The organism is Micromonospora sp. NPDC023814 (genome assembly GCF_040639595.1).
Taxonomy (GTDB): Bacteria; Actinomycetota; Actinomycetes; order Mycobacteriales; family Micromonosporaceae; genus Micromonospora.
Window position 1 is genome coordinate 22,241 of the sequence record NZ_JBFAAF010000069.1, and the last position, 17,916, is coordinate 40,156.

The window sequence follows — 17,916 nt, forward strand, 5'->3', positions numbered from 1 at the left end:
TCGATGCGTGGAGGTCGGACGCGGGGTGCTGCTGGTTCTGGCCTTCGTGGGCGTGGCCAGCCTGCCGGCGGTGATCGCCGCGCTCTTCTGCGCCGACGAGATCATCGACCGGGTCGCCTGCGGGTGGGCCGAGTGGCGTGAGCGCCGGCGGGAGCGGCGCACCATCGCCCGGCTGGACCGGGCCGTCGAGGCCGACGCGCTGACCCGCGACATCGACCTCTCCGACTTCGACCGGCCCGACCGGCGCCCGCTGGAGCAGCTCGCCACCGACCTGCGGCGCCTGCGCGGCCAGGGCGCCAACACCGACGGCCGGCAGCCGGTCTGGCACGACACGGTGCTCCGGGCGTACGACGACCGGCTCCGGCTGGCCTGCCGGGCGCTCGGCATCACCGAGCACCTGACCGAGCTGGAGGGCGTCGACCTGGAGCTGGAGCGGGTCCGGGTGGAGGGCCTCCTGCACGCCGCCGGGCTGACCCTGCCCGCTGCCCGGGCCGGTCACCGGCAGCGCCACCACTGAGCGGCGGGCCGGCGTGAGGCTCTTCGTCGCGGTCTACCCGCCGCCGGAGGCGATCGCGCACCTCGGCGCGCTGGTCGCCCGGTTGCGGGTCGGCGCGGCGGCCGCCTCCGGGATCAACGTCCGGCTCGCCGACCCGGCCACCGCCCACGTCACCCTCGCCTTCCTCGGCGACGTCGAGGCGGACCGGCTGGTCGACGTGGAGAGCGCGCTGGGGCTGGCCGCCGAGTGGTCCCGGGAGGGCCGTTCCGCCGCGCCCCGGCTCCGGTTCGCCGGCGGCGGGCGCTTCGGGCGGGGCCGGTTCACGGTGCTCTGGGCCGACCTGCGGGGCGAGGTGGAGCAGCTCCAGATGCTGGCCCGGCTGATCCGCTCCCGGCTGCGGCACGCTCGCCTGCCGCACGACGAGAAGCCGTTCCGCCCGCACCTGACGGTCGCCCGACCCGGTGACCGGGTGCCCGACGTCGACGTGGCGGCGGACGTGGCGACCCTGGACGGCTACGAGGGCCCGGCGTGGCCGGCCGCCGAGATGGTGCTGATGCGCAGCCACCCCGGCCCCCGCCCCACCTACGACCGCCTGGCCGCCTGGCTCATCTGACCGCCCGGCCACGCCAGCCATGGCCGGTGCGTGGCCCATCCGACCCCGGCCGGCCACGCCAGCCATTGGCCGCCGGTGCCCATGTGACCGCCCGGCCAAGCCAGCCCGGGTGGACGTCACCACCGCCCCGGCGGCGACGCCCACCCGTGGAGCCGGCGGTCGCCTGCCGCCGGCTCTGCCGTGGCGCGTGGCTACCAGGCCCAGGCCTCCGGGCCGGGGCCGCCGTTGCCGACGGGCGGGAAGAGCTGGTCGAGCCGAGCGAGGGTGACCGTCAGGGCGCCCAGGGAACGGTCGAGCTGGTCGGCGGTGCGCGGCCCGATGATCGGGGCGGTCACCCCCGGCCGGGACAGCAGCCAGCCGAGCGCCACGTCCGCCGGGTCGTGCCCCAGCTCGCCGCAGAGCTTCTCGTACGCCTCGATGGTCGGCCGGTGCTCGGCCAGCGCGTCGGCCGAGCGGCCGCTGGCGCCGCGCGCGGCCCCGCCCTCGGCCATCTTCCGCAGCACCCCGGCGAGCAGCCCGCCGTGCAGCGGCGACCACGGGATGATGCCGAGCCCGTGGTGCTGCGCGGCGGGCACCACCTCCAGCTCGACGTGCCGGGTGAGCAGGTTGTAGATGCACTGCTCCGAGACGAGGCCGAGGAAGTGGCGCTTCGCCGCCGCCTCCTGCGCCACCGAGATGTGCCACCCGGCGAAGTTGGACGACCCGACGTAGAGCACCTTGCCCTGGGCGACCAGGGTCTCCATGGCCTGCCAGATCTCCTCCCACGGCGTGGCCCGGGAGACGTGGTGCATCTGGTAGAGGTCGATGGTGTCGGTCTGCAACCGGCGCAGCGAGTCCTCGCAGGCCCGGACGATGTGCCGGGCGGACAGGCCCTGCTCGTTGGGCCACTCGCCCATCTTGCCGTAGACCTTGGTGGCCAGGACGACCTTGTCCCGCCGGCCGCCGCCCTGGGCGAACCAGCGGCCGATGATCTGCTCGGTGATCCCCTCGCCGGTCTGCCAGCCGTAGACGTTGGCGGTGTCGAAGAAGTTGATGCCCTGTTCGAGGGCCCGATCCATGATCGCGAAGCTGTCCGGCTCGGTCGTCTGCGGCCCGAAGTTCATCGTGCCGAGGCAGAGACGGCTGACCGACAGGCCGGTGCGGCCCAGGTTCGTGTACTCCATTCGGCCACCCTGCCACGGCGGCACTTCGAGTGCCTCGCGTCGACTCCGGCGAGCGTTCGCCGGAGTCGACGCGTCAGGAGGACTCGCGGGCCGCCGGCCCGCTGCCGAAGAGGACGTCGTCCCAGCTCGGCAGGCGCTTGCGGGGCTTGCCCCCGGCCTCGGCCGACTCGGCGGCAGCGGCCGCCGGCGCGCCCGTGCGGCGGGGCCGGAGCACCGCCAGGGACGGCACGGCCGGCACCTCCTTGGGCGCGTCCGAGTCGTCGTCGAACGCGGAACCCTGCCCGCCGCCGAGCAGCGCCGCCGCGCCGCCGCCGACCGGCCGCTGCCGGGGTGCGTCCGGCCCCGCCAGGGCGGCCGGGGAGCGCGGGTCGAGCCCGCGGCCCGAGGTCGAGCCGAGCGGACGGTCGAGGGAGGCGAGCAGGGCGTCCCGCCCGGCCCGGATCGGGTCGCGGCCAGGCCGGCTGTGCTCGGCCGGCGCCGGCAGGCCGTGCCCGCCCCGGCTCGGCTCGCCGCGCGACGGGCCGGGCAGCGCGTGACCGCCCCGCTCCGGCGCCGGCTCCTGACCGAGGATCGGGGTGGGCCGCTCGGCGCACAGGTATTGCGCCATGTCGTCGTGCGGGGTGACCGCCTGCCGGGTCTTGTCGAGATCCCAGACCGCCTGCGCGGTAGCCTTGCCCGACGGCCAGGTCGCGACGATCCGCCAGGTGCCGTCGTCGCGGCGCCACGCGTCCCAGGAGATCTTCTCAGTGTCGATCCCGTGCTGCGCCAGCCGGCCGTTGACGACCTCGGCGAGCGGGGTCGGCTTCTCCGCGCCCTTGAGCCGGGTGCGCCGGGCGTGCTGGGCGAGCATGGCCCGCTCCTGGAGCACCGGGCCGGCGTAGCGCAGCACCCGGTCGACCGGCACACCGGCGATCCGGGCGACGTCCTCGGCGGACTCGCCGGAGCGGATCCGGGCCTGGATGTCGCGTGGGGACAGTGACGGCACCGGGTCGGCGGCGGCCGGGGCCACCGCGAGCGGCGGGGCACCGGGCTCGGCGTGCAGCGCGCCGGCGATGCGCTCGTCGATGGGCAGGGCGAGCAGCCGCCCGACCTCGTCGGCGAGCACCAGGGCCTGGCCGTCCTCGGAGAGGGCGACGAAGCGTACTGGGCGCATAGCGTTGCCTCCGTCCCGCTTCGCTGGCCGTCACGCCACGAGCCGGCCACCCGGGCGTCTCGCACCACCGTACGCGTATCTTCCCCGAGGTGGGGGATGCGACACCCGCATGTCGCGACTGAGCTGCGGCGATGATCACGTTCGGTGGCCGCCGTACGGGCCGGCGGCCACCGAACGTGACGGCGACCTAGAGCCGCTCGACCACGTAGTCGATGGACGCGGTCAGCGCCTCGACGTCGGCCGGCTCGACGGCCGGGAAGAGCGCGACCCGCAGCTGGTTGCGGCCCAGCTTCCGGTAGGGCTCGGTGTCCACGATGCCGTTGGCGCGCAGCGCCTTGGCGATCGCGGTGGCGTCGACCCCGTCGGCGAAGTCGATGGTGGCGACCACGTTGGACCGCAGCGCCGGGTCGGCGACGAACGGCGTCGCCACGTCGGAGCGCTCCGCCCAGCCGTAGACGATCGCGGCGCTCTCGGCCGTGCGCTTGGCCGCCCAGGCCAGCCCGCCCTGCGCGTTCATCCAGTCGGTCTGCTCGGCGGCCAGGAAGATGGTGGCCAGGGCCGGGGTGTTGTAGGTCTGCTCCAGCCGCGAGTTGTCGATCGCGGTGACCAGGTCGAGGAAGGCCGGGACGTAGCGGCCCGACGCCTTGATCTCGCCGGCCCGCTCCAGGGCGGCCGGGGACATCAGGGCCAGCCAGAGACCCCCGTCGGAGCCGAAGCACTTCTGCGGGGCGAAGTAGTAGACGTCGGTCTCGCCGACGTTGACGTCGAGCCCGCCGGCGCCGGAGGTGGCGTCGACCAGCAGCAGCGAGCCCGGGTCGGCGCCGGCCACCCGGCTGATCGGCACCGCGACGCCGGTCGAGGTCTCGTTGTGCGGGGTGGCGTAGACGTCGACCCCCGCCTCGGCCACCAGGCTCGGGGCGGTGCCGGCCTCCGACTTGCGGATGGTGGGCTCGCCGAGGAACGGGGCGTCCTTGACGGACTTGGCGAACTTCGCGCCGAACTCGCCGAAGCTGGCGAACTGCGCCCGGTCCCGGACCAGGCCGAACGTCGCGACCTCCCAGAACGCGGTGGTGCCGCCGTTGCCGAGCACCACCTCGTAGCCCTCGGGCAGGGAGAAGAAGTCGGCGATGCCACGGCGCAGCCGGGCGACCTGGTCCCGGACGGTCTTCTGCCGGTGGGAGGTGCCCAGGTAGCTGGTCGCCACGTCGGCGAGGGCGGAGACCGCCGCCGGACGGACCTTGGACGGCCCGCAGCCGAACCTTCCGTCGGCGGGCTTGAGGTCGTCGGGAATCCGGATGGTCGGTGCGTCAGCCACGGTTGTCGAGATCCTTCCGCATGTGCGATGGCGGGCCCGGTCTGCAGGCGGGCGCGGATCGACGGCGGACGCGCGCGGGCGCGCGGGGCGGCCGGGATCCGGGCCCGGTCCGGCGACACTGCCGGCCTTCATCCTCCCATCCGGGCCGGCAGGTCCGGCCGCTGGTCCCACACCCGGGCGTGAGTCATCCGCCACAAATGTGCGGGGCATGCGCGAGGGGCCCGTCCGCGCGGACGGGGCCCCTCGGAGGTACGCGGTCAGACGCCGTGCGGGATGGCGTCCCAGCCCTCGACGTCGCTGGGCTTGCGGCTGCCTGGGCCGACGTAGCGGGCCGACGGGCGGACCAGCCGCTGGAGCTTCTTCTGCTCCAGGATGTGCGCGCTCCAGCCGCCCATCCGGGCGCAGGTGAACATCGAGGTGAACATGTGCGCCGGCACCTCGGCGAAGTCGAGCACCACGGCCGACCAGAACTCGACGTTGGTGGCGAGCACCCGGTCCGGGCGGCGGGCCTGCAGCTCGGCCAGCGCGGCCTTCTCCAGCGCCTCGGCGATCTCGAAGCGCGGCGCGCCCAGTTCCTTGGCGGTGCGGCGGAGCACCCGGGCGCGCGGGTCCTCGGCCCGGTAGACCCGGTGGCCGAAGCCCATCAGCCGCTCGCCCCGGTCGAGGACGCCCTTCACGTAGCCCTCGGCGTCGCCGCTGCGCTCGACCGCCTCCAGCATGCTGAGCACGCGGGAGGGGGCGCCGCCGTGCAGCGGGCCGGAGAGGGCGCCGATGCCGGAGGAGATGCAGGCCGCGGCGTCGGCGCCGGTGGAGGCGACGATCCGGGCGGTGAAGGTGGAGGCGTTCAGGCCGTGCTCGGCGGCCGAGATGAAGTAGGCGTCGACGGCCTTGACGTGCCGCGGGTCCGGCTCGCCGCGCCAGCGCTTCATGAACCGCTCGACGATGGTGGACGCCTTGTCGATCTCCTTCTGCGGCACCGCCGGCAGGCCGAGGCCGCGGGCGGACTGGGCGACGAAGGACAGCGCGGTGACCGACACCCGGGCGAGATCCTCGCGGGCCTGCTCGTCGGAGATGTCGAGGAGCTGGTCGAGGCCCCAGTAGGGGGCGAGCATCGCGACCGCGGACTGCACGTCCACCCGGATGTCGCCGGAGTGCACCGGCACCGGGAACGGCTCCGCCGGCGGCAGGCCCGGGCCGAACCGCCCGTCGACCAGCAGCGCCCACACGTTGCCGAAGGAGACCTGGCCGATCAGATCCTCGATGTCGACCCCGCGATAGCGCAGCGCGCCGCCCTCGCGGTCGGGTTCGGCGATCTCGGTCTCGAAGGCTACGACGCCCTCCAGCCCGGGTTTGAAATCGGCCATGTCATCTCTCCTGGGTCTGCTCGGTGCGCCCGGCCAGCCCTCACCGGCCAGCCGGCCGAGCGCCCCAGGCGACCCTCATCAGGGATGTGTTCGTGACATCTTGCCTGCTGGGTACCGGATCCGCGACCCGCTGCGACTGTGCTGCACGCGACATCCCCCGGCCCGGGCTCGCCCGGCCGCGTCGGCGACACTGGGCGGTACCGCTTGGCCTGCGGGCCGGGTCGACGGGGAGGAGTAGAGACGTGACGGGCGACACACCGCCCCCGGCTGGCATGCGTAACGAGTACGCCGCAGACCTGGGCCTTTCCGAGGCGGACCTGGCCGCCGACTGGCACACCCAGTTCGACCGTTGGTTCGCCGACGCGGTCGCCGCCGGGCTGCCCGAACCGAACGCGATGGTGGTCGGCACCGCCGACGCCGCCGGCCGGCCGAGCGCGCGGACGGTGCTGCTCAAGGGGTACGACCCGGAGGGCTTCGTCTTCTTCACCAACTACGGCTCCCGCAAGGGCGCCGAGGCGGCCGCCAACCCGTACGCGAGTCTGGTGTTCCCGTGGTTCCCGATGCAGCGGCAGGTGGTGGTCGCCGGCCGGGTGGAGCGGGTCGACCGGGCGGAGACCGAAGCGTACTTCGCCAGCCGGCCGCGCGGCTCCCAGCTCGGCGCCTGGGCCAGCACGCAGTCCCGCGTGGTCCCCGACCGGGCGGCGCTGGACGCGGCGTACCGGGCGGCGGCGGAGCGGTTCGCCGAGGTCGAGCCGATTCCGGCGCCGCCGCACTGGGGCGGGCTGCGGGTGCGGCCGGAGTCCGTGGAGTTCTGGCAGGGCCGGGCCAGCCGGCTGCACGACCGGCTGCGGTTCCGGCGTGCCGAGGCCGGGGAGTGGGTCGTCGAGCGGCTGGCTCCGTGACCCAGCTCAAGGAACCCCGGCCGCGCGGGCTGCGCCGGTTCGCGATCGACCTGCGCCCGCTGGCCGTGCCGGCGTACCGGCGGATGTGGCTCGGCAACGGCATCGCGATGTTCGGCATGCAGTTCACCGCGGTGGCCGTGCCGGTGGAGATGTACGCGCTGACCGAGGACTCGCTCTGGGTCGGGCTGATCGGCATCGCGGCGTTCGTACCGCTGCTGGTCTTCGGGCTCTGGGGCGGCGCGGTGGCCGACGCGCGCGACCGGCGCAGGGTGCTGCTGGCCACCTCGGCGGTGCTGTGGGCGTCGACGCTCGGCCTGCTGGCGCAGGCGCTGCTCGGGGTCGGCAGCCCGCTGCTGCTGCTGGTGCTGGTGGCGGTGCAGTCGATCGCCTTCGCGATCAGTTCGCCCACCCGCAACGCGATCCTGCCCCGGCTGGTGCCGCTGGACCTGGTGCCGGCGGCGAGCACGCTGAACTTCACCACCTACACCGCTGCGGCGGTCTTCGGGCCGCTGGCCGCGGGCCTGATCTTCGCCCGCTGGGACGTCGGGGTCGGCCTGCCGATCGCGTACGCGCTCGACGCCGTGCTGTTCACCGTCGCCGTCTGGGCCACCTTCCGGCTGCCGGCGATGCCGCCGGAGCCGGACCCGGACGGGGGCGACGCCCCCCGCCGGGCCGGGCTGGCCAGCATCGTCGACGGGCTGCGCTACCTGTCCACCACGCCGGTGCTGCTGCTCTCCTTCGCCATCGACCTGATCGCGATGGTGCTGGCCATGCCCCGCGCGCTCTTCCCCGAGATCGCCGAGGAGCGGTTCGGCGGCGGAGCGGCCGTCGGCTGGCTCTACAGCGCGATCGCGCTCGGCGCGATGCTCGGCGGGCTCAGTTCCGGCTGGATCGGCCGGCTGCGCCGGCAGGGCCTGGCGCTGGTGACGGCCGTGGTCGCCTGGGGCCTCGCCGTGGCGGCGGCCGGGCTCGCCGGCCAGCTCTGGCTGATGGTGCTGCTGCTCGCGGTGGCCGGGGCAGCCGACCTGGTCAGCGCGGTGCTGCGGCAGTCGATGCTGCTGGTCTACGCGCCGGACCGGATGCGCGGCCGGCTCATGGGCGTCAACACGGTGGTCATCGCCGGCGGTCCGCGCCTGGGTGACCTGCGGGCCGGGGCGGTCGCGGCCGGGTTCGGCGGCGGGGTCGCCTGGGTCAGCGGCGGGCTGATCTCGGCGGCGCTGGCGGTGCTGCTCGCGGTGGCGTTCCCGGCGTTGCTGCGCTACCGGGCGGCGTCCGCCTCCGGCGGGCGGGGCTGACCGGCCGGGTCGGGGCGAGCGACCGCACGGCGCGAACCGCTAGGGTCGCCGGCATGGACATCCCCTACCAGCGGTCGCCTTCGGGCGCACAGTGGGCCATTTCCGGCGCCGGCCACGAGGCCGTCATCGTGGAGGTGGGCGGCGGGGTGCGGACATACCGGCACGACGGGGTCGACCACCTCGACGGGTACGACGCCGACGAGATGTGCCCCGGCTGCGCCGGGCAGGTGCTGGCCCCGTGGCCGAACCGGATCCGCGACGGTCGCTACACCTTCGGCGACCGGTTGTTGCAGCTCACGCTCAGCGAGCCGGACCGGGGTGTGGCCATCCACGGGCTGGTCAGTTGGGTGCCGTGGCGGCTGCTGGACCGGTCGCCCGACGCGGTGACCGTCGGCTACGACCTGCCGCCGCAGCCCGGCTACCCGTGGCCGCTGCGGCTGCGCACCCGGTGGAGCGTCGGCCCGGACGGGCTGCGCGCGGAGCACGAGGCGACCAACCTCGGTGCCGAGCCCGCGCCGTTCGGCTTCGCCGTCCACCCGTACCTGCGCGTGCCCGGGGTGGCGGTGGACGACCTGTCGATGCGGCTGCCGGCCCGGAGGCGGATGCAGGTGGACTCCCGGCTGCTGCCGATCGGCGCCAGCGAGGTCGCCGGCACCGAGTACGACTGGACCAGCCCCCGACGGATCGGCCGCGCCCGGCTGGACCTCACCTTCGGCGACCTGATCCGCGACGACGACGGCGGCTCGGCGGTCACCCTGTCCGCCCCGGACGGCTCGGCGGGCGTGCGGATCTGGGCGGACCGGGAGTTCGGTTGGTGGCAGGTGTTCACCGGCGACGCGCTTCCCGGGCAGCGGTGCCGCCGTTCCGTCGCGATGGAGCCGATGACCTGCCCGCCGGACGCGTTCCGCTCCGGCCGGGACGTGATCACCCTGAAGCCGGGCGCGACGTGGCGGGGTGTCTGGGGCGTACGGCCCGGGGTCTGAGCGGGGGGAGCGCATGGAGTTCAGCGAGGTGGTCCGGCGGCGCCGGATGGTCCGCAACTACGACCCGGACCGTCCCGTGCCGCCCGACGTGGTGGAGCGGCTGCTCGACCACGCGGTCCACGCGCCGTCGGCCGGCTTCGCCCAGGGTTGGGGGTTCCTGGTGCTGGAGGAGCAGGCGGACCGGGACCGGTTCTGGGCGGCGGCCAGCCCCGGCGGGGGCGGCCGGGAGCGCTGGCTGGCGGGCATGCGTCGGGCCCCGCTGATCGTCGTGCCGCACGCGAACCGCTCGGCCTACCTGGAGCGGTACGCGGAGCCGGACAAGGGCTGGGGGGACCGCTCGGCGGAGCGCTGGCCGGTGCCCTACTGGTACGTCGACACCGGCTTCGCCGCCCTGCTGATGCTGCTGACCGCCGTGGACGAGGGGCTGGGGGCGTGCTTCTTCGGCATCCCGCCGCAGCGCCTCGACGCCTACCGCGAGGCGTTCGGCGTGCCGGGCGAGTACGAGCCGATCGGGGCGGTCACCGTGGGTTACCGGGCGCCGGACCACCGGTCACCGTCGCTGCGCCGGGGACGGCGTCCGGTGGACGAGGTGATCCGGCGCGGGCGGTGGAGCTGACCGGCTCCGGGTGTTTCGCCCGGTTGAGAACCGGACTGTGGGTAGTGAAACTGACATCAGGGAGCAGAACGCGGGGTGCGGCAGCCCGCTACGCTGGCACGGTCATCGGCACCGCAGGTCGCGGCGCCGCGCCGCGATCCGGCCCCGCGTCGTGGGTCGGCCGGGCCTAGGGGGAGGGGAGCGTGCCGTCGTGATCTTCAGAGCGGTCCGGGACGGGCGTCCCTACCCGGAGCACAACCTGACGCTCAAGCAGTGGGCGGAGATCCCGCCGCGGCCCCTGCGCCTGGACCAGTTGATCACCACCAAGCGCGAGCTGGCGCTGGACAAGCTCCTCGCCGAGGACTCGACCTTCTACGGCGACCTCTTTCCGCACGTGGTGCAGTGGAACGGCGGGCTCTACCTGGAGGACGGGCTGCACCGCGCGCTGCGGGCGGCGCTCCAGCAGCGCAACCAGATCCACGCCCGGGTGCTCGTCCTCTCCGAGCCGATCGAGTGACGAGGGCTCGCGTCGCGGGCGCCGCGTCCGACGCCCACGCCTCGTGGCGTCCGCGCCTCGTCCGACGCCCGCGCCTGAGGCTTCGTTAAGGTGGCTGCCATGAGCCGTACCGACCTGCTCGACCTGGACTCCTCGCTCACCGAGGAGGAGCGGCAGATCCGCGCCGTCGTGCGCCAGCTCGTCAACGACCGGGTCCGCCCGCACGTCGCCGGCTGGTACGAGGAGGGCCGGGTGCCCGCCCGGGACCTGGCCGTCGAGTTCGGCAAGCTCGGCCTGCTCGGCATGCACCTGACCGGCTACGGCTGCGCCGGCGCGTCGGCCGTCGCGTACGGGCTGGCCTGCCTGGAGCTGGAGGCCGGTGACTCCGGCGTCCGGTCCCTGGTCTCGGTGCAGGGCTCGCTGGCCATGTACGCCATCTGGCGCTACGGCAGCGAGGAGCAGAAGCAGCGCTGGCTGCCGTCGATGGCGACCGGCGAGGCGATCGGCTGCTTCGGCCTGACCGAGCCCGACCACGGCTCCGACCCGGCGTCGATGACCACCCGGGCCCGCCGCGACGGCGACGACTGGGTGCTGACCGGCGCCAAGATGTGGATCACCAACGCGCCGATCGCCGACGTCGCGGTGATCTGGGCGCGCACCGACGACGGCGTGCGCGGCTTCGTCGTACCGATGGACACGCCCGGGGTGACGGCGCGGGAGATCCGGCACAAGATGTCGCTGCGCGCCTCCGTCACCGGGGAGGTCGTGCTCGACGACGTGCGGCTCCCGGCGGACGCCCGACTGCCCGAGGCGGTCGGGCTCAAGGCGCCGTTGAGCTGCCTGACCGAGGCCCGGCACGGCATCGTCTGGGGCGCCCTCGGCGCGGCCCGCGACTGCCTGGAGACCGCCCTGGAGTACGCCACCACGCGCACCCAGTTCGGTCGGCCGCTGGCCGGATTCCAGCTCACCCAGGCCAAGCTCGCCGACATGGCCGTCGAGCTGAACAAGGGCGCGCTGCTGGCGCTGCACCTGGGTCGGCTCGCCGACGCCGGGCGGCTGCGCCCCGAGCAGGTGAGCGTGGGCAAGCTCAACAACGTCCGGGAGGCGCTGGCCATCGCCCGGCAGTGCCGCACCATCCTCGGCGCGAACGGCGTCTCGGGGGAGTACCCGGTCATGCGGCACGCCAACAACCTGGAGAGCGTGCTCACCTACGAGGGCACGTCGGAAATCCACCAACTGGTCATCGGGCAGCGGCTGACCGGGCTGTCGGCCTTCGCCTGACCTGCGGTTTCCGCCCGCCCGACCGCTGTCCACGCCGGCTCCCGCGAGGCGCCGGCACCCGGTCGCGCCGCTCGGCGAGCGCCTGTCGTACCGGGGCCTTACCGTCATGACAGACGACGTGTCTGACGAGGACGGTGAGGGCCATGGCCCGCGACGGTGACATCAACGAGCCCACCAGGGAGTTCCCGGGCTACCCGACCGGCGAGGAGCTCAAGGCCCGGACGGACGTCGCACCCGAGGCCGCGCCGGGCACGCCGACGCCGGCCGGCGGTCCGGCCCGCGGCCTGCTCTGGGTGCTCGGCGCGGCGGCCCTGGCGGTGGTGGTGCTGCTCGGCGTGCAGGCCACGGGCATCCTGCCGGACTTCCGTAACCCGTTCGCCAAGGAGCAGACCGACCGCAGTCAGCCGCCGCTGCTCAAGTCGATCCAGGATCTCAGCCGCTACGTCGCCGCCGAGGGCAACTTCCAGGTGGTCGTGGACCTCCAGAACGACCGGCGCAACGTGCCCGACTGGCTGCTCAACCAGCGCACCCTCTTCGTGGGCGCGGGCAGCGTCGAGGCGTATGTGGACTTTGCCAAGATCTCCGAGGGTGCGGTCGTCGAGTCGGCCGACGGCAAGTCGGTGGAGATCAGGCTGCCGGCGCCGCAGCTCGGCAAGACCAACCTCGACCTGGAGAAGAGCTACGTCTTCGCCGAGGAGCGCGGGCTGCTCAACCGGATCGGCGAGCTGGTGGACGGCGATCCCAACCGCCAGCAGCAGGTCTACCAGCTCGCCGAGGAGCGGATCACCACCGCCGCCCGGGACAGCGGCCTCACGCAGCGGGCCGAGGAGAACACCCGCAAGATGCTGGAGGGCCTGCTCCGTTCCCTCGGCTACGAGAAGGTGACGGTCACCTACACCGCCCCGTGACCGTCAGTGGAGTCTTTCCCGTCCGAGTCGCGGGAGCGGGGCCTGGCGCGTACGTGCATGCGTTCCCCCTGGCGGCCGAACAGGTTGAGGACCTCCACCGGTGATTCGCCCGTGGCGCCGAACCAGTGCGGCAGGCGGGTGTCGAATTCGGCCGCCTCACCCGGCTCCATGACCAGGTCGTGGTTGGCGACGATGAGCCGCAGGCGTCCGGACAGGACGTACAGCCACTCGTAGCCGTCGTGCGTGCACAGCTCGGGCCGGTTCTGCTCAGCCGGAATGACCGACTTCCAGGCTTGCAGGGGCCCCGGCTGGGTGGTCAGGGGGACCACCGTGCGGCCGTTGCGGACGCGGGGCGTGTGACGGATCCGGGGGTCGCCGACCTCCGGCGCCCCGACCAACTCGTCCAGTGGCACCTGATGGGCCTGCGAGATGGGCAGTAGCAGCTCCAGGCTCGGGCGGCGCTGGCCCGACTCCAGCCGCGACAGAGTGCTCTTGGAGATGCCGGTGGCCTCGGCCAGCGCGGACAGGGTCACGTTGCGGTGGGTGCGGATGCGTTTGAGGCGAGAGCCGACCTGGGCCAGCGCCGTGGCCGCCCTCACCGTGGCCGGGGCGATCCTGACTCTCCTCGCGTTGCCCGCGACGAGCGCGAACGTGCAGCCCAGTGTGAGGTGTGAGCTTCGCACCATGCGGCAACCACAACTGTGGGTGGTCTACGCCACCACCATCCTGAGCACCGCCGCCTACATGATCTCGTTCAACTACCTCGCGGCATTCCTGACCGACATCACCGGCATCCCGCGGGTCTGGATTCCCGCGATCCTCACGTTGTTCGGCGCCGGCGCCTTCATCGGTCTGTCCATCGGCGGCAGGATCGCCGACCGGAGGCCGTCCCATGCGCTCCTGATCGGGGCGATCGGAATTCTGACCAGTTCCGTCCTGCTCGCGGGCCTCGCCCGGCATGCGCTGGCCGTCGTCCCCCTCGTCCTGCTTCTCGGAGTCGCTGGATTCGTGCTCAACCCTGCCATCTACGGCCGCGTGTTCACCATCGCGTCGCAGGCACCGACCCTCGCCGGGGCCACCACCGTGTCCGCGTTCCAACTCGGCATCAGCCTCGTCCCCGCACTCGCCGGAGTCGCATTCAACGCTGGGGCAAGCATCACCTCCGTCACCCGGATCGGCGCCGCCCTGGCAGCCGTCACGGTGCCGGCCATCCTGCTCGACCGGGCAGTCTCACGTCGCCGGTTGCGGCAGGACTTCCCGTCAACGTGAAAAGACGTCCCTCGGTCAGATGGAAATGGCTGTCAAGAGCAGTCAGTAGCGGGTGGCGGCGTGGCGGTCCTCGTTCGGCATCAGGACCCAGAGCGCCAGGTAGAGGATCACCTGGGTGCCGGGCAGCAGCAGCGACAGCAGGAACAGCAGCCGGACGAACCCCGCCGACCTGCCGAAACGTTGGGCCAGACCGGCGCAGACACCGGCGATCATGCGTCCCTGACGGGGGCGGACCAGTTTGCGACTCATCGTCGTACTCCCACTCTGCGGCGTTCGCCGCGTCTGCCACAACGGTAGGAACGGGCGCCCACCACGCCCTCGGCCCTGGGGAGGATCGGCCGCCCGCGTCCCCGTAGGTGGTTACCCGGGAGCCGGGCGCGCGGCGACCCACGGGGCCTCGGGGCGGTCCCCGCGCGGCGCCGGCTTTCCGGATGCCGACGATCGGGGCGACGCGCCGGGCAGCCGGTGAGCTGGGCGGGTAGGCTCGCCGGTCGGGCACCCGCACCTCCGGGTGCCGACGGCCGCCCGGGTCCGGGCCGGCCACGACCGGGCCGGACCCCGCGAGGGGTACGACGGCGAGGAAGTGCAGCATGATCAGCGTTTTCGACCTCTTCAGCGTCGGCATCGGGCCGTCCAGCTCGCACACGGTGGGGCCGATGCGGGCCGCCCGCACGTTCGTCGCCGGGCTGAAGGCCGACGGGCTGCTGACCGGCACCGTCCGGGTGCAGGCGGAACTCTTCGGCTCGCTCGGCGCCACCGGTCACGGCCACGGCAGCGACCGCGCGGTGCTGCTCGGGCTGGCCGGCGAGGCGCCGGAGACGGTCGACACCGACACCGTCGACGCGCGCATCAGCCGGATCAGGGCGGAGCGCCGGCTGAGCCTGCTCGACGCGCACGAGATCGACTTCGACCCGGACCGGGACCTGGTGCTGCACCGGCGCCGGTCGCTGCCGTACCACCCGAACGGGATGACCTTCGTCGCGTACGACGACCGGGGCGCGGAGCTGCGCGTGCGGACGTACTACTCGGTCGGCGGCGGGTTCGTGGTCGACGAGGCGGCGGCCGGGGCGGACCGGATCAAGCCGGACGCGACGCGCGTGCGGCATCCGTTCCTCACCGGCGCGCAACTGCTCGACGTGACCGCGTCGAGCGGGCTGTCGATCAGCGAGGTGATGCTCGCCAACGAGCTGTCCTGGCGCAGCGAGGGCGAGGTACGCACCGGCCTGCTGGAGATCTGGCGGGTGATGCGGGAGTGCGTCGAGCGGGGCTGCTCGCGGGACGGGGTGCTGCCCGGTGGGCTGAAGGTCCGCCGCCGCGCCGCCGAGCTGCGCCGCAGCCTGGCGACGGAGTCCGACCCCACCGACCCGCTGCGGGCGATGGACTGGGTGACCCTCTTCGCCCTCGCCGTCAACGAGGAGAACGCGGCCGGCGGCCGGGTCGTCACCGCGCCGACCAACGGGGCGGCCGGGATCATCCCGGCGGTGCTGCACTACTACACCCGGTTCGTGCCGGGCGCCTCCGACGAGGGGGTGGTCCGGTTCCTGCTGGCGGCGGGCGCGATCGGCGTGCTGTTCAAGGAGAACGCGTCGATCTCCGGCGCGGAGGTGGGCTGCCAGGGCGAGGTGGGCTCGGCCTGCTCGATGGCCGCCGCCGGGCTGGCCGAGGCGCTCGGCGGCACCCCGGAGCAGGTGGAGAACGCCGCCGAGATCGGCATGGAGCACAACCTCGGGCTGACCTGCGACCCGGTCGGTGGCCTGGTGCAGATCCCCTGCATCGAGCGGAACGCGGTGGCTAGCATCAAGGCGATCACGGCCGCGCGGCTGGCGCTGCGTGGCGACGGGGTGCACCACGTATCGCTCGACAAGGTCATCAAGACCATGCGCGAGACCGGCGCGGACATGAAGGTGAAGTACAAGGAGACGGCGCGCGGCGGCCTGGCCGTCAACGTGATCGAGTGCTGAGGGGCGCTCGTTCATCGACTGCTAACCTGTCGTCCGTCCGGTGAGGCGGGAGACGACGGTGACCTCTGGCGTCGCGGCGTTGTGGTCGCACCGCAACTCCCTGCGCATCCTCGTCCGGCGCGACCTGGCGGTGAAGTACCAGCAGTCCGTGCTCGGCTACCTCTGGTCGCTGATCGAGCCCCTCGGCATGGGCGCGATCTACTGGTTCGTCTTCGGCGTCCTCTACTCCCGGGACACCACCCGGCACCTCGGTGACGCGGCCGACTCGTACCCGCTGTTCCTGATCACCGGGATCTTCGCCTGGATGTGGACCAGCTCGGCGCTGAGCGAGGCGACCAACGCGCTGACCGGCCAGTCCCGGCTGATCACGACGATGAACGTGCCCCGGCAGGTCTTCCCGATCGGCCGGGTCACCGGCCGCTTCGCCGAGTACGCCGCCGGCCTGCCGATCCTGGTCGCCGTCGCCGTCGGGTACGCCGCGTCCGGCCGGATCGACCTGGGCTGGTCGCTGCTCGCGCTGCCGCTGGCGGTGGCGGTGCAGGCCGTCCTGCTGGTCGGGCTGGCGCTGCTGCTCTCGGCGGTCAACGTACTGATGCGCGACGTCGAGCGGTTCATGCGGCTGGTCATCCGGGTGCTCTTCTACGCGACGCCGATCATCTACCCGCTGAGCCTCGTGCGGGACGCCGACCTGCCGGGCTGGCTGAAGGTCGCGTACGAGCTGAACCCGCTGGTCGGCATCTTCCAGCTGCACCACGCGGTCTGGTACCCGGACGAGTTCCCGGACGCCCGGCTGCTCGCCACCACCGTCGGCGTCAGCCTGCTGGTGCTGGCCGCCGGCTGGTGGTCGTTCCGCCGGCTCGAACCCGCCGTGCTCAAGGAACTGTGACGATGGCCGACCCGATCATCGAGGCGGAGGGGCTCGGCATCCGGTTCGTCCGCAACCGGCGGCGGCAGCTGCGGCTGCGCGAGCTGTTCATCCACCGGGGCACGCGCGGCGCGTCCGCCGGCCAGTTCTGGCCGCTGCGGGACGTGTCGTTCTCGGTGGCGGCCGGCGAGACCGTCGGCGTGATCGGTCGTAACGGCACCGGCAAGAGCACCCTGCTGCGGCTGATCGCCGGGGTGCTGATCCCCGACGAGGGGCGGATCCGGGTGCGCGGGGACGTGGCGCCGCTGCTGGAGCTCTCCGCCGGCTTCTCCAACGACCTGACCGGGCGGGAGAACCTCTACCTGGTCGGCGGCCTGCACGGGCTGTCGTCGGGCTACCTGAGGCGGCACTTCGACGACATCGTCTCGTTCGCCGGCGAGCAGGTGGAGCGGGCCGTCGACACCTCGGTGCGGCACTACTCGTCCGGCATGAAGGTCCGGCTCGGCTTCGCGATCATCTCGCACCTGCCGCACCCGATTCTGCTCATGGACGAGGTGACCGCCGTCGGGGACGCGGAGTTCCGGAAGAAGTGTTATGCGACGATCGACCGTCTGCTCGGGGAGGGGCGCACTCTGGTGCTGGTGTCACACAACGAAAAGGACCTGACCCGGTTCTGCCGTCGGGGGCTCTACCTCGACGGGGGCCGGCTGAGCGTCGACGGCACGATCGCCGAGGCGCTCGACGCGTACCACACCGCGGTCCCGCGGTGACCCTCGCGATCGTGCTCGCCGCCGACGCCCCGGCCGCGAGCCTCCCCACCCGCGCGGGCGAACCCCTCGCCGACCGGCTCGCCGCCCAACTCCGCGCCGCCGGGGCGGACGAGGTGCGCCGCGCCGCAGACCTGGACGAGCTGGCCGTCCTCGTGGACGCGGCCACCGGCCCGGTGCTGGTCACCGGCGCCGACCTGGTCGCGCACACCGCCGTCCTGCGGCACCTGGCGACCAGCCCGGTCGGGCCGACGGTGGCGCTGGTGCTCACCGACCCGCCCGGCGACGGGCGCACCGCCGTGCGCGAGGAGCGCGGCCAGGTCGTCGAGGCCGGGCCGCCGGAGACGCTGAACGGCGACGCCACCGGGATCTTCGGCGGCGCGCTGCGGGTCGGCGGAGCGTACGGCCGTCGGCGGACACCTCGGCCCGGCGCACCAGGCCGCCCACGGTCAGCAGCGCCCGTCCTGCACTCTCGGTGGCTCGCGACATA

At 73.6% G+C, this 17,916-nt stretch carries 19 protein-coding genes and 1 pseudogene; 14 read left to right on the plus strand and 6 right to left on the minus strand.

Going from position 1 to position 17,916, the window contains the following annotated elements:
- Nucleotides 1-7 precede the first annotated feature (7 nt).
- Nucleotides 8-517, plus strand: coding sequence for a hypothetical protein (locus AB0G14_RS28010; protein ID WP_357702401.1), 510 nt, complete (start codon nucleotides 8-10; stop codon nucleotides 515-517).
- Between the two features lie 13 nt (nucleotides 518-530).
- On the plus strand, nucleotides 531-1,109 hold the full coding sequence (gene thpR, locus AB0G14_RS28015; protein ID WP_357702403.1) for an RNA 2',3'-cyclic phosphodiesterase: 579 nt from the start codon (nucleotides 531-533) through the stop codon (nucleotides 1,107-1,109).
- Between the two features lie 191 nt (nucleotides 1,110-1,300).
- Here the strand turns inward: thpR and AB0G14_RS28020 are convergent, their stop codons facing one another.
- The 4 genes from AB0G14_RS28020 to AB0G14_RS28035 form a co-directional block, all read right to left on the minus strand.
- The gene (locus AB0G14_RS28020) at nucleotides 1,301-2,272 is read right to left on the minus strand and encodes an aldo/keto reductase (RefSeq protein ID WP_357702405.1); all 972 of its coding nucleotides are present in this window, start codon (nucleotides 2,270-2,272) and stop codon (nucleotides 1,301-1,303) included.
- Between the two features lie 73 nt (nucleotides 2,273-2,345).
- Complete coding sequence (sepH, locus tag AB0G14_RS28025) at nucleotides 2,346-3,425, minus strand: septation protein SepH (RefSeq protein ID WP_357702407.1); 1,080 nt, start codon at nucleotides 3,423-3,425, stop codon at nucleotides 2,346-2,348.
- Between the two features lie 187 nt (nucleotides 3,426-3,612).
- On the minus strand, nucleotides 3,613-4,740 hold the full coding sequence (serC, locus tag AB0G14_RS28030; protein ID WP_357702410.1) for a phosphoserine transaminase: 1,128 nt from the start codon (nucleotides 4,738-4,740) through the stop codon (nucleotides 3,613-3,615).
- A 257-nt stretch (nucleotides 4,741-4,997) separates the two neighbouring features.
- Nucleotides 4,998-6,104 carry a citrate synthase 2 gene (locus AB0G14_RS28035; RefSeq protein ID WP_350685273.1) on the minus strand — a complete coding sequence of 369 codons (1,107 nt, stop codon included), beginning with the start codon at nucleotides 6,102-6,104 and terminating at the stop codon, nucleotides 4,998-5,000.
- A gap of 272 nt (nucleotides 6,105-6,376) precedes the next feature.
- On the opposite strand from AB0G14_RS28035, the gene pdxH reads away from it, so the two are divergent.
- The 7 genes from pdxH (at nucleotide 6,377) to AB0G14_RS28070 (ending at nucleotide 12,564) form a co-directional block, all read left to right on the plus strand.
- Nucleotides 6,377-7,006 (plus strand): pyridoxamine 5'-phosphate oxidase, encoded by a 630-nt coding sequence (pdxH, locus tag AB0G14_RS28040; protein WP_357702435.1) that lies wholly within the window; start codon nucleotides 6,377-6,379, stop codon nucleotides 7,004-7,006.
- A complete protein-coding gene (locus AB0G14_RS28045; protein ID WP_357702412.1) occupies nucleotides 7,003-8,301 on the plus strand; it encodes an MFS transporter in 1,299 nt (432 codons plus the stop codon). Before pdxH ends, AB0G14_RS28045 begins: the two co-directional genes overlap by 4 nt.
- A gap of 53 nt (nucleotides 8,302-8,354) precedes the next feature.
- Complete coding sequence (locus tag AB0G14_RS28050) at nucleotides 8,355-9,284, plus strand: aldose 1-epimerase family protein (protein WP_357702414.1); 930 nt, start codon at nucleotides 8,355-8,357, stop codon at nucleotides 9,282-9,284.
- 13 nt (nucleotides 9,285-9,297) lie between these two features.
- Complete coding sequence (locus tag AB0G14_RS28055) at nucleotides 9,298-9,900, plus strand: nitroreductase family protein (protein ID WP_357702416.1); 603 nt, start codon at nucleotides 9,298-9,300, stop codon at nucleotides 9,898-9,900.
- Between the two features lie 190 nt (nucleotides 9,901-10,090).
- On the plus strand, nucleotides 10,091-10,396 hold the full coding sequence (locus tag AB0G14_RS28060) for a type II toxin-antitoxin system VapB family antitoxin (protein WP_007454850.1): 306 nt from the start codon (nucleotides 10,091-10,093) through the stop codon (nucleotides 10,394-10,396).
- 99 nt (nucleotides 10,397-10,495) lie between these two features.
- Nucleotides 10,496-11,656, plus strand: coding sequence for an acyl-CoA dehydrogenase family protein (locus tag AB0G14_RS28065; protein ID WP_357702419.1), 1,161 nt, complete (start codon nucleotides 10,496-10,498; stop codon nucleotides 11,654-11,656).
- A gap of 143 nt (nucleotides 11,657-11,799) precedes the next feature.
- Nucleotides 11,800-12,564: a DUF4230 domain-containing protein gene (locus tag AB0G14_RS28070; RefSeq protein WP_357702421.1), complete on the plus strand. Its 765-nt coding sequence runs from the start codon at nucleotides 11,800-11,802 to the stop codon at nucleotides 12,562-12,564.
- On the opposite strand, the gene AB0G14_RS28075 is transcribed toward AB0G14_RS28070, so the two are convergent.
- On the minus strand, nucleotides 12,549-13,163 hold the full coding sequence (locus AB0G14_RS28075) for an XRE family transcriptional regulator (protein WP_357702423.1): 615 nt from the start codon (nucleotides 13,161-13,163) through the stop codon (nucleotides 12,549-12,551). The genes AB0G14_RS28070 and AB0G14_RS28075 overlap by 16 nt on opposite strands.
- On the opposite strand from AB0G14_RS28075, the gene AB0G14_RS28080 reads away from it, so the two are divergent.
- The gene (locus AB0G14_RS28080; RefSeq protein WP_357702437.1) at nucleotides 13,108-13,833 is read left to right on the plus strand and encodes a hypothetical protein; all 726 of its coding nucleotides are present in this window, start codon (nucleotides 13,108-13,110) and stop codon (nucleotides 13,831-13,833) included. The genes AB0G14_RS28075 and AB0G14_RS28080 overlap by 56 nt on opposite strands.
- 42 nt (nucleotides 13,834-13,875) lie before the next feature.
- Here the strand turns inward: AB0G14_RS28080 and AB0G14_RS28085 are convergent, their stop codons facing one another.
- Entirely contained in the window at nucleotides 13,876-14,082 is a 207-nt protein-coding gene (locus tag AB0G14_RS28085) for a PspC domain-containing protein (RefSeq protein WP_357702425.1), read from the minus strand.
- A gap of 341 nt (nucleotides 14,083-14,423) precedes the next feature.
- On the opposite strand from AB0G14_RS28085, the gene AB0G14_RS28090 reads away from it, so the two are divergent.
- From AB0G14_RS28090 to AB0G14_RS28105, 4 genes and pseudogenes are all read left to right on the plus strand, one after another.
- A complete protein-coding gene (locus tag AB0G14_RS28090; RefSeq protein ID WP_357702427.1) occupies nucleotides 14,424-15,794 on the plus strand; it encodes an L-serine ammonia-lyase in 1,371 nt (456 codons plus the stop codon).
- A gap of 58 nt (nucleotides 15,795-15,852) precedes the next feature.
- Entirely contained in the window at nucleotides 15,853-16,680 is an 828-nt protein-coding gene (locus AB0G14_RS28095; RefSeq protein ID WP_357702429.1) for an ABC transporter permease, read from the plus strand.
- Nucleotides 16,681-16,682: 2 nt separating this feature from the next.
- A complete protein-coding gene (locus AB0G14_RS28100) occupies nucleotides 16,683-17,429 on the plus strand; it encodes an ABC transporter ATP-binding protein (protein WP_357702431.1) in 747 nt (248 codons plus the stop codon).
- Between the two features lie 11 nt (nucleotides 17,430-17,440).
- Nucleotides 17,441-17,916: pseudogene (locus AB0G14_RS28105) on the plus strand (hypothetical protein); the annotation flags it as partial.